Origin of the sequence: Snodgrassella alvi (assembly GCF_002777745.1) — a bacterium.
Taxonomy (GTDB): Bacteria; Pseudomonadota; Gammaproteobacteria; order Burkholderiales; family Neisseriaceae; genus Snodgrassella; species Snodgrassella alvi_D.
Genome location: NZ_MEIO01000026.1, coordinates 44,683 through 56,406 on the forward strand (window position 1 = coordinate 44,683; position 11,724 = coordinate 56,406).

The window sequence follows — 11,724 nt, forward strand, 5'->3', positions numbered from 1 at the left end:
TAACGCAACTTGTTGACGAAAACAGGTTGCGTTGTTTTTTAATAATTAAGCAATGGTAATTCGTGTGAGTCACGCTAGTTTGCAAACAAAAATAAATTCTCCTAGATTACTTCTGGCACCTATGCAGGGACTGATTGATGCACCCATGCGTGATTTGTTAACCCGTATCGGCGGCTTTGATGCTTGTGTCACTGAATTTGTACGTATTACTCATACAGTACATGGACGATCCATATGGCTAAAATATATGCCAGAACTGGCACATGCTAATCAGACTCATGCTGGTACTGCTGTAGTAGTACAAATATTGGGCAGCCATGCTGAAAACATGGCTCAGAACGCTCAAAAAGTGGTTGAACTGGGTGCTACACATGTTGATTTAAACTTTGGCTGTCCGGCGCCTACCGTCAATCAGCATCAGGGAGGAGCAATCCTTTTGCAATATCCTGAGAAAATTGAACAGATAGTGGCTACTGTGCGCCGGAGTCTGCCTGCTGAAATCATGCTCAGTGCGAAAATGCGTCTGGGTTATGAGAATAAAGATTTGGCACTGGCCTGTGCACAAGCCATAGAACAGGGTGGGGCAGGAGAGCTTACCGTACATGCGCGTACTAAAACCGAAGGATACCGGCCGCCTGCACATTGGGAATGGATTGCCCGTATCAGACAGGCTGTTAAAATTCCAGTTATTGCAAATGGCGATGTATTCACGCTTGCCGATTATCAGCAAATCCGTTCTGTCAGCGGTTGTACAGATGTGATGCTGGGGCGTGGTGCCGTTCAGCGGCCTGATTTAGCCCGGCAAATTGCCGCTTATAATCAGGGAGAAATAATTCCCTCTTTGCCATGGCCAGAAATTCTGCCGTGGATTAATGATTTTTTTGACTGCTGTTGCAGTAAAGCTGCCGCCAATGCTAATTATCCTGTAGCAAGGTTAAAGCAGTGGCTGGCAATGCTAAAATTAACTTATCCAGAAGCCGGGCAATTATTTTCGCAGCTACGTACTCTTACCCAGATTGTTGATATCCGCCATGTTCTTAATTCTTGCACAATTAACACATAACGATATTAATAATAATATTATGTGTTCCAAAGTTGATAATGCTGTATAAATTGAAAAGGACAATAAAAGAAATAGTATGAATGTGATTTATAGAATAATACTAATCAATATATTATTTTTGGCTTCTTTTGTAAGTGCAAAAACTAAAAATGTGCTCCTTTTTAAGGCAGGAACCAGATCGTATAAAATATCATGACAATCCTGTTGTTGAGGCTGTCAGATATAACAACAAGATTATTGCAAAATTATTATTAAAATATAACATCGGTATCAATGTAAGAGATGAAAATAATCATGATGTAGAAATAGAATTTTTATTAAACTATCATCGATAAGCATATCGTCAGCAGTTAACAGAAAGCCAGATAACTGAATGAATCATAAAATTATTCAATCTGCCAGCAATAATGAGCTAAAACATTTAGCCCGTTTAATTGCACAATCTCATTATCGCCGTCAGCATCAGCTTGCTGTTCTGGAAGGGGTGCACCTTATTCAGACATTTATGCAGGCAGGGCATTTAATTCAAACATTGTATGTGCCGCAACTACGCGAACATAATGACGAAATAGCTTCCTTAATAGCTAAATTACCAGTACAGAAAGTAGTTTTAGTTGCTGAGAATCTATTGGGTAAAATCAGTGATTTAGCGAATTCGAGAGAACCTGTTGCAGTAATAGCATTACCACAAAATTCCGATGCTGCAAATGCAAAAGATGTTGTTTTGTTAGAACGGGTGCAGGATCCCGGCAATGTTGGGACTATTTTACGTAGTGCACTGGCTGCTGGTGTTGAAAATATTGTGCTGAGTAAAGACAGTGTTGATGTCTGGTCGCCCAAAGTATTACGTGCGGCAATGGGGGCGCATGCTTATCTAAGTATGCACATTGTTGCAGATTTGGCTGCATGGTGTGTAAATTATTCTTACCCACTATATGCTACTGCATTAAGTACTTCAGCAACAAGTCTCTATACATTGAATCTGACTCAACCTGCCGGCTGGCTATTTGGAAATGAAGGCAGTGGTTTGAGTGCAAAAATACTACAAACTGTATCCAGACATGTGATTATTCCGATGAGTGGACACACAGAGTCGCTCAATGTAGCCATGGCTGCAACTGTTTGTTTATTTGAACAACAGCGACAGCGGTTACAAGCAGATAATAAGTAATTAATATTTTTATCAAATTGGCTGTGTTGATTGGTTTAGATTCTGAAATAAAGGTGTTATCACCGGCAAACACGGCGGACAAACGGTCAGTTTGATGTTATCCTGCAAATCTTCCAGAATGTGGATATATAAGACATTTCGAGCATGAATAAACGAATTGTAACGATCATCGCCCCTATTGCGGCAGTCATATTGCTTATTGCTCTGGCTTTGCCTTTTTATTTAGGCATCAAAGCCCAGCAGAGTCTGGACGAACAACGTGCTTTACTGGCTAAAAGTCCTTTTCTTGTTATTGATAAACACAGTTATGAGCGTGGCTGGTTTACATCTACAGAAACGATGCAGATTCGCTTTAAGCCAAGTTTCTTTGCTGGAGTACAGCAACAATTACCTGATAATGTGCGTACGGTGTTGCAACAGCCGATTACTTTGGTTAATCATGTTCAACATGGTTTATTTGCTGGCAGTATCCGTCCGGTACGGGCTCGTGTGGAAACAGAATTGCGCTTCACGCCGCAGGCTCAGCAAATTCTGGCACGTTTTTTCGGACAGGAAGCACCCGTTAAACTGGAAAATACAATTAACCTGAGTGGTAGCGGGCAGATGCTGGTAGTGATACCAAAATTCAATTATGAAGAATTGTCTGGTATCAAGATTAACTGGCAGGGGCTGGAATCAACGATTGACTATGCTGAAGATTTTAGCAGTTATGATAGCCATACTGTTAGCCCGGGGCTGGATATGATCCTTGCCAGTAAAGGACGTGCTTCCTATCAGGATTTGCAGCTTAACAGCCATACTGAACATGGTAAAACATCACTGGCTTTAGGTAACAGCGATCTGAATATTAAAGCTATTACCTTTACCTGGAACGATACTACAGACAATACTATCCGTCTGGATCAGCTGGTTAATCTAGTTACCAATTTGCAGATTGGTGCCTTCATCAGCCCAGCCGGTAACAGCATACCTACTAAAATCATTATTCAGGATTTGAAACTGGCAACTTCTACTCAGGAAAAAGATCAGTGGATTAATAGTAATGGTAAATTCGGCTTTGCCAAATTACAGTATGGCAACGATGTTTATGGTCCATTAAATATTGATGCCTCAGCTGAGCATTTGGATGCAGCCAGTTTAGTGGCAATTAACAACAAAATTATCCAGCTGTCGTCCCAGAATTTGAATAATGAACAACTTCGTGTTGCGATAGTTGACGCAGTACGCAATGAGGGACAGGGTTTGTTTACCCATGATCCGCTGCTTAAACTCAATAGTTTTAAACTGCAAATGCCGCAAGGGTTGATTGATATACATGGTAATCTGGGTTTTAAAAATCTGCTTGCTTCCGATATGCAGCAACTGGGGTTAATGCTGAATAAGACCAACGCGGAAATGGATTTTGCTATTCCTCAGGCTATTATGGAGAATTTCGCCATAAGTCAGGCACGGACATTGTTTACAGTAGATGCCAGTGCTGGTGGTGCTGAAGCTCTGGAAGATATTGATCATACAATTCGTTTGATGATTGATAGTGCGATTAAATCCATGCAGGCACGCGGTTACGTACAGGTAGCTAATGGTATTGTTAAAACTCGTCTTAAATTAATTAATGGTAAAGTTTATTTGAATGGCAAAATATGGAATATAGAGCCAGAACCAGAGAATGAACCTGACTATGCTGAATTGCCGGCAGCATCGGAGTCTACCAATATGCACTAATCTGTAATGAAATTATTAAAACCCTCTTAATTATTTTGATTAAGAGGGTTTTAATAATAAAATCATGTCAGCAAAAGTTGCCAGTCAATCCAGCATCGCTAAACAGCGGGAAATTTTATTGTCCTCGTAAAAATAAGGCATCCAAATCCTGCAAACGTAATTTTACCCAAGTAGGGCGGCCATGATTACATTGATTTGCCCGTTCTGTCTGTTCCATATCACGTAGCAGAGCATTCATTTCCGGCAAGGTTAATTTCCGGCCGGCGCGCACTGAACCATGGCAGGCTAAAGTAGACAAAATACGGTTTTCACGTTCTCTGATTACATCACTACTGCCAATAGACATGAAATCAGCCAGTACCTGCTGTACCAGTAGCTGAATATCACTTTTTACCAGCATCGCGGGTACAGTGTGAACCACTAGTTGCTGATTATTTTCAATAGTAATCTCCAGACCATAATCACTCAGAGTAGCTATATATTCGCTTGCTGAAGCAATTTCTTCATGGCTGGCAGTAAAGCGAACAGGTATTAGTAATTTCTGGCTGTTTACTTTTCCGCTAGCATCGCGTTGCTGCTTCATCTTTTCATAATTTACCCGTTCGGCAGTGGCATGCATGTCTACCAGAATTAATGCTTCTTCAGCCTGTGCCAGAATATAAATATCCAGTAACTGAGCAATAGCATAGCCTAGGGGTGGAGCATTTGATTCATTTACTGCTACCTGTATTGGAGATTGTGTAGCCAGAATACCTTGCGCTTGCTCCCAGCCAGCCAATTCACTATCAATTTCTGCACTATCAGAAGTAGCAACAATGTCTGTAGCTGATGGTGTTTCTGGTTTATACAGTTCGGCATAAGTATTCAGGGCAGCCTGAGATTCTTTTAAGCTCAAGCTGCGTTGTACTGGTGCAGGGCTGCGGTGATAGGGAGCCGGTGCCCGCTTTGAGTCAGTTGTTTCCTGCGCAGAAAACAGTTGCTGTACACTAGCCGGCTGTTTGTGCATGATGTCTGCCAGTACCGTGGCTGGCTGCGAAATGGATTCAGTTTGAGTAGCATTGGTGGCAGCTAGACATTTATTTAAAGCATGAAAAACCAGCTGATGTACAGCTTGACTCTGCCGGAAACGTACTTCGGTTTTGGTGGGGTGTACATTCGCATCTACATCCGTTGGCGGCAGCGTAAGAAAAAGCACAAATGCAGGTGTTAGCGCCTGATGCAAAACATCGTTATAAGCTTGTTTTACTGCGTGTAAAATAATTTTGTCACGTACAAAGCGCTGATTGACAAAAATGTATTGTTGACTGGTTTTTCCTTGGGCAAAAGTTGGTTTGCTAATGAGCCCATGTAAACGCATTCCATTTATTGTTTCATCTACACTCAGACTGGCTGCCGTAAAATCTGCTCCCATAATCTCAGTGCAGCGCTCCGAGAGTGATTGTGCAGGTAACGTGAATATATTCTTGTTGTTGTGCTGTAAGTCAAAAGCTACGTCAGGATGCGCCAGTGCCAAACGCTCAACCATAGTACGGCAGTGAGCAAACTCTGTACCTGATGATTTAAGAAACTGGCGTCTGGCCGGCGTGTTGAAAAAAAGTTCAACAACTTCTACCGTTGTACCTAATCCGTGTGCTGCCGGTTTAACAGGACTCAGCTTGCCATCTTCTGCATAAATCTGGGTAGCATGTGCTGCATTAGTGGTGCGACTGGTTAAAGTTAGACGGCTTACTGAAGCAATACTAGCCAGCCCTTCACCACGAAATCCCATGCTTACTACCTTTTCCAGATCCGCCAATGTACTTATTTTGCTGGTGGCATGGCGTTGCAGCGCAAGAGGTACGTCTGTCTCATTCATGCCTTGTCCGTTATCAGTCACAGACAAGCGTTTGATACCACCGGCTTCCAGCTGAATATCAATCTGGCTGGCTTTAGCATCAAGGCTATTTTCAATAATTTCTTTAAGAGCATTGGCCGGACGTTCAATCACTTCTCCGGCTGCAATTTGGTTAACTAAATGATCGGGTAATAGATGTATCTGGCTCATATCTTGCCTGTAAGTTTCGAAATCAGCAGCAGAATAAAATTAAATATTTAATTGCCCCTATGTGCTGCCAGCTTGTGACGCAGCATTTCAATGATGGCCGGTAATAACGAGATGGCAATAATAATAATCAATATTAAAGAAAGGTTCTGCTTAATAAATGGAAGATTACCAAAAAAATAACCGGCATAAGAAAACAGCACTACCCAGAGAATAGCGCCAATACAGTTATAACGCAAAAATTGACCATAATGCATATGACCCATACCGGCCACAAAAGGAGCAAAAGTACGCACAATTGGTACAAAACGCGCAATAATAATGGTTTTTCCACCATGTTTTGCATAAAATTCTTGCGTTTTTTGTAAGTAAATCTGCCTAAATATCCGAGATTGTGGATTAGCAAACAAGTGAGTGCCGAATTTCTTCCCGATTGAGAAATTTATCGCATCACCAATAATTGCTGCCGCCAGCAACAGGACGACCATTAAATGTATATTCATCTCGCCAACTGCGGCTATTCCTCCCGCTGCAAACAATAAAGAATCACCCGGCAGAAAAGGGGTAACCACCAATCCAGTTTCGCAAAAAATCAAAACAAACAGAATAACATAAATCCATATACCATATTGAGTGACAATAAATTGCAAGTGCTGGTCAATATGTAAAATGAAATCTATCAGGGTGGTGATGATACTCATGAGGTATAACGCAAGAGATAAAAGGAAGCATTTTAACGCAAAGCATTCCGTGACAGCAGTTATATGCATGTTAAAATCAAATCTATAACTTTCAGTCTGCAATTAAGGCTGATATAGACTAATTTAATCTACTGAAAATGCTATGAGCCAATATGTATATTCAATGCTGCGCGTAAGTAAAACCGTGCCGCCTCAAAAACAAATCATCAAAGATATTTCCTTATCTTTTTTTCCGGGTGCCAAAATTGGTCTGTTAGGACTTAATGGTGCCGGTAAATCTACTGTGCTGAAGATCATGGCCGGAGTGGATACCGAGTTTGAAGGTGAAGCCATTCCAATGAGTGGAATCAAAATTGGCTATCTGCCACAGGAACCGCAATTAGATGCTGATAAAACTGTACGGGAAGAAGTGGAATCCGGACTGGGTGATGTAGCTGGTGCGCAGAAAAAACTCGAGGAAGTTTATGCTGCTTATGCCGAACCAGATGCTGATTTTGACGCACTGGCCGAAGAGCAGGCACGTTTAGAAGCCATTATTACTGCTGGTGCCGGAGATAATATAGAACATCAGCTTGAAATTGCTGCCGATGCCTTACGTTTGCCCGACTGGGAGGCACGGATTGGTAATTTGTCTGGTGGTGAGAAACGTCGTGTAGCTTTATGCAAGCTATTATTAAGCAAACCAGATATGCTATTGCTGGACGAGCCAACCAACCATCTGGATGCCGAATCTGTAGAATGGCTGGAGCAGTTTCTGGTTCGTTTCCCAGGTACAGTAGTTGCTGTAACACATGACCGCTATTTTCTGGATAATGCCGCTGAATGGATTCTTGAATTAGACCGTGGCCATGGTATTCCGTGGAAAGGCAACTATAGCTCTTGGCTGGAACAGAAAGAAGCACGACTGGAGCATGAAGCAAAAGCAGAAGCTGCACGTATTAAAGCTATGAAACAAGAGCTTGAGTGGGTACGCCAGAATGCACGCGGACGTCAGGCAAAATCAAAAGCCCGTCTGGCTCGCTTTGAGGAAATGAGTAATTATGAATACCAGAAACGCAACGAAACACAGGAAATTTTCATACCGGTGGCTGAGCGTCTGGGAAATGAGGTTATCGAATTTGAGAATGTCAGCAAAAGTTTTGGTGACAAATTGCTGATTGATGATTTGAGTTTCAAAATTCCGCCGGGTGCTATTGTCGGTATTATTGGCCCCAATGGTGCTGGTAAATCCACGTTATTTAAGCTCATTACAGGGCAGGAACAGCCAGATCAAGGACAGGTGAAGATTGGACAGACTGTTAAATTGTCCATAGTGGATCAAAGTCGTCACGGGTTGCATGAAGATAAAAATGTGTTTGATGAAATTTCTGAAGGCCGTGATATTTTGCAGGTAGGACAATTTGAAATTCCGGCGCGGGCTTATCTGGGAAGATTCAATTTCAAAGGCAGTGACCAGAGCAAAATTGTCGGTAAACTCTCTGGTGGTGAACGTGGCCGACTGCATCTGGCTAAAACACTAATTTCAGGTGGCAATGTTTTATTGCTGGATGAACCTTCTAATGATCTGGATGTAGAAACCTTGCGAGCACTGGAAGACGCATTACTGGAATTTGCCGGTAGTGTACTGGTAGTATCGCACGACCGGTGGTTTCTGGATCGGATTGCCACACACATTCTGGCTGCGGAAGGTGAATCCAGATGGGTATTTTTTGATGGCAATTATCAGGAATACGAAGCAGATAAAAAACGCCGTCTGGGAGAGGAGGGCGCCAAACCCAAACGTATTCGTTATAAACCGGTTACCCGCTGATGCATTAAGGCCGGAAAGTTTGATATCGGATAATCAGATTTTTCCGGCTTATCCCTATATTTAATATTCATAATAATTAATGTACTAAATATTGAACTACTTCAATGGGAACTGCGCCACAAAAGTACTTGAAAAATACTGGTTCAGCACCATTTTTACATTCAATTTTATTGCATATTTTCAGGAAAGATTGAGGCATTACATGGCTGAAGTTTATGATGTTCCTCCGGTGCAGCCAACCGCAATGGCAATGTTACCTCTGCGTGACGTTGTCGTTTACCCGCATATGGTATTGCCCTTATTTGTAGGTCGGGAAAAATCCATAGCGGCTCTGGATGCAGCAATGGAGCATGACGAGCCGGTATTCTTACTGGCACAGAAAAATGCTGATACTGATGAGCCACATGCAGAAGATATGTATGCTATGGGTACAGTAGCCAGTATTTTACAAGTGCTCAAATTACCTGATGGTACCGTTAAAGTGCTGGTAGAAGGCTTGTATCGGGCTCAAGTACAGTATATTGACGAAAGTGGTCCATACGCCGAAGCACATATCGAAAAATGTGAAGATACCAATGTTGATACACATAATGATGAAGCGTTGCGACGTACATTACTATCCCAGTTTGAGCAACTGGCAAAACTAAACAAAAAAATTCCGGCAGAAGTCGTCACTACTATCCACGGAATTGAAGAATTAAGCAGACTAGCAGATACTATCGCCGCCCATTTGCAGCTAAAGCTGGATCAACGCCAGCAGATTCTGGCCATGATAAATGTCACCGCACGTCTGGAGCATTTGCTGCACTTGCTTGAGTCCGAACTGGATATTCTACAGGTAGAAAAACGTATCCGTGGCCGAGTAAAGCGGCAGATGGAAAAATCACAGCGTGAATACTATCTGAATGAGCAAGTAAAAGCGATTCAGAAAGAGCTTGGCGAAGAAGATGATGATCTGGCTAATCTTGAAACACAGATTCGCCAGGCTGGTATGAGCAAAGAAGCTGAAGAAAAATGTTTGTCTGAGTTCAGAAAACTACGCATGATGCCACCCATGTCTGCGGAATCAACTGTCGTGCGTAACTACATTGATACTTTGCTTGAATTACCGTGGAAAAAGAAATCTAAAGTTAGCAAGGATATTGCTAAAGCCGATGTAATTCTGAATGCTGACCATTATGGTCTGGAAAAGGTTAAAGAGCGCATTCTTGAATATCTGGCCGTGCAGAAGCGAATGAATCAGCTCAAAGGTCCTATTTTGTGTCTGGTCGGGCCACCTGGGGTAGGTAAAACCTCACTGGGTCAATCTATTGCCAAAGCTACTGGCCGTAAATATGTTCGCATGGCATTGGGTGGTGTACACGATGAAAGTGAAATCCGTGGCCATCGTCGTACCTATATTGGTTCTATGCCCGGTAAAATTCTGCAAAACATGGCCAAAGCTGGTGTAAAAAACCCACTTTTTTTGCTTGATGAAATCGATAAATTAGGTAATGATTTTCGCGGTGATCCTGCCAGTGCTTTGCTTGAAGTGCTTGATCCTGAACAAAATAATTCATTTTCCGATCACTATGCTGAGGTAGAGTTTGATTTGTCGGATGTTATGTTTATTGCTACATCCAACAGTTTGAATATTCCTACGCCACTGCTTGACCGTATGGAGATTATCCGCCTTTCCGGTTATACCGAAGACGAGAAAATCAACATAGCCGTAAAATATCTGGTAGCTAAGCAAATCAAGCAAAACGGTGTGCGTGAAGGTGAAATCTGCATCGAAGAATCTGCTGTACGCGATATTATCCGCTATTACACCCGTGAAGCTGGTGTACGTTCACTTGATCGTGAGATTGCCAAGATTTGCCGTAAAGTAGTTATGAAGCAGGCTGTTGCAGAAGAGCATGCTAATGCTGCTGGTAGAGGCAAAAAAGCTAAATCTAAACCCGAGATGATTGTTATTAATGCTGACAATTTACATGATTATCTTGGTGTGCGCCGGTTTGATTATGGAGTGGCAGAAAATGAGAACCGAGTTGGTCAGGTTACCGGTCTTGCGTGGACTGAAGTAGGTGGTGAACTCTTAACTATTGAAGCCAGTAAATTCCGTGGAAAAGGTAATATTCTTCGCACCGGCAAACTAGGTGATGTTATGCAGGAATCTGTGAGTGCTGCGTGGAGCGTAGTACGCTCCCGGGCTGAAAGTCTGGGTATAGAGCCAGATTTTTATGAGAAGAATGATATTCATGTTCATGTTCCTGAAGGTGCCACACCTAAAGATGGTCCCAGTGCAGGTAGTGCTATTACCCTGGCTCTGGTTTCAGCTTTTACCGGTATTCCAGTACGTGCAGATGTAGCCATGACGGGAGAAATTACCCTGCGTGGTGAAATTCTGCCGATTGGTGGACTGAAAGAAAAACTATTGGCGGCTTTGCGTGGTGGTATTAAGCATGTACTAATCCCAAAAGACAATGTTAAAGATCTGGAAGAAATTCCGGCTAACATTTGTGAAAAGCTTACTATTCATCCTGTACAATGGATTGATGAGGTGCTCAATCTGGGGCTGGCATATCCACCTAGTCCCTGGCAAAGCGTTGCAGAAGAGGCGGTATTAGCTAAATCTGCGACTAAGTCAACTACAAAAACCGTAAAACATTAATATGCAGCCATTCACCAACACTAATTGGTGAATGGCTTTATTTTTGGTATGATTTAACTCACTGCTGCCGTATCGATGCTTGACATAAAGAATTTGAGCTTGTTATAAAGTAATCGTAATGTATTGTTCAGGTTCCACCAGACATGTGGTGCCTGAAAATTATATGAACATAACAACAGAAAGGGACTTTATTGTGAATAAGTCTGAATTGATTGAAGCCATTGCCCAAGAAGCCGATTTATCTAAAGCTTCTGCCGCTAAGGCTCTGGATGGAATGATCAGCGCTGTTACCAATGCACTGAAGGGTGGTGATACGGTAACACTGGTAGGTTTCGGTACATTTTATGTTGGTGAGCGTGCTGCTCGTGCTGGACGTAATCCCAAAACAGGTGAACCGTTGGAAATCAAAGCAGCCAAAACGCCTAAGTTCCGTGCCGGTAAAGCACTGAAAGATGCTCTTTAATTTAAATTTATGTAACAAATCAAGGCGGGCTATCCCGCCTTTTTTGTTGTCTGTCGTTTTTGTGCATTAGCGCTGCAAACAGATTGGTTTAGGTTAATAA

At 42.3% G+C, this 11,724-nt stretch carries 8 protein-coding genes; 6 read left to right on the plus strand and 2 right to left on the minus strand.

Annotated elements, in window-relative coordinates; genetic code table 11:
* Positions 1–121: 121 nt before the first annotated feature.
* From BHC51_RS02355 to BHC51_RS02365, 3 genes are all read left to right on the plus strand, one after another.
* A complete protein-coding gene (locus BHC51_RS02355; RefSeq protein ID WP_257384759.1) occupies positions 122–1,063 on the plus strand; it encodes a tRNA dihydrouridine synthase in 942 nt (313 codons plus the stop codon).
* A 373-nt stretch (positions 1,064–1,436) separates the two neighbouring features.
* A complete protein-coding gene (locus BHC51_RS02360; protein WP_100100040.1) occupies positions 1,437–2,234 on the plus strand; it encodes a TrmH family RNA methyltransferase in 798 nt (265 codons plus the stop codon).
* 144 nt (positions 2,235–2,378) lie between these two features.
* Positions 2,379–3,956 (plus strand): YdgA family protein, encoded by a 1,578-nt coding sequence (locus BHC51_RS02365; RefSeq protein WP_100153218.1) that lies wholly within the window; start codon positions 2,379–2,381, stop codon positions 3,954–3,956.
* Between the two features lie 115 nt (positions 3,957–4,071).
* On the opposite strand, the gene mutL is transcribed toward BHC51_RS02365, so the two are convergent.
* On the minus strand, positions 4,072–6,000 hold the full coding sequence (gene mutL, locus BHC51_RS02370; RefSeq protein WP_100153219.1) for a DNA mismatch repair endonuclease MutL: 1,929 nt from the start codon (positions 5,998–6,000) through the stop codon (positions 4,072–4,074).
* Positions 6,001–6,047: 47 nt separating this feature from the next.
* On the minus strand, positions 6,048–6,692 hold the full coding sequence (locus BHC51_RS02375) for a DedA family protein (protein WP_100100085.1): 645 nt from the start codon (positions 6,690–6,692) through the stop codon (positions 6,048–6,050).
* A gap of 148 nt (positions 6,693–6,840) precedes the next feature.
* Between BHC51_RS02375 and ettA the strand changes: the two genes are divergently transcribed.
* The 3 genes from ettA to BHC51_RS02390 all read left to right on the plus strand — a co-directional run bounded on the left by ettA (position 6,841) and on the right by BHC51_RS02390 (position 11,624).
* Entirely contained in the window at positions 6,841–8,508 is a 1,668-nt protein-coding gene (ettA, locus tag BHC51_RS02380) for an energy-dependent translational throttle protein EttA (RefSeq protein ID WP_100100043.1), read from the plus strand.
* A 202-nt stretch (positions 8,509–8,710) separates the two neighbouring features.
* A complete protein-coding gene (gene lon / locus BHC51_RS02385) occupies positions 8,711–11,161 on the plus strand; it encodes an endopeptidase La (protein ID WP_100153220.1) in 2,451 nt (816 codons plus the stop codon).
* Between the two features lie 193 nt (positions 11,162–11,354).
* Complete coding sequence (locus BHC51_RS02390) at positions 11,355–11,624, plus strand: HU family DNA-binding protein (RefSeq protein ID WP_037405990.1); 270 nt, start codon at positions 11,355–11,357, stop codon at positions 11,622–11,624.
* The last annotated feature ends 100 nt before the right edge of the window (positions 11,625–11,724 follow it).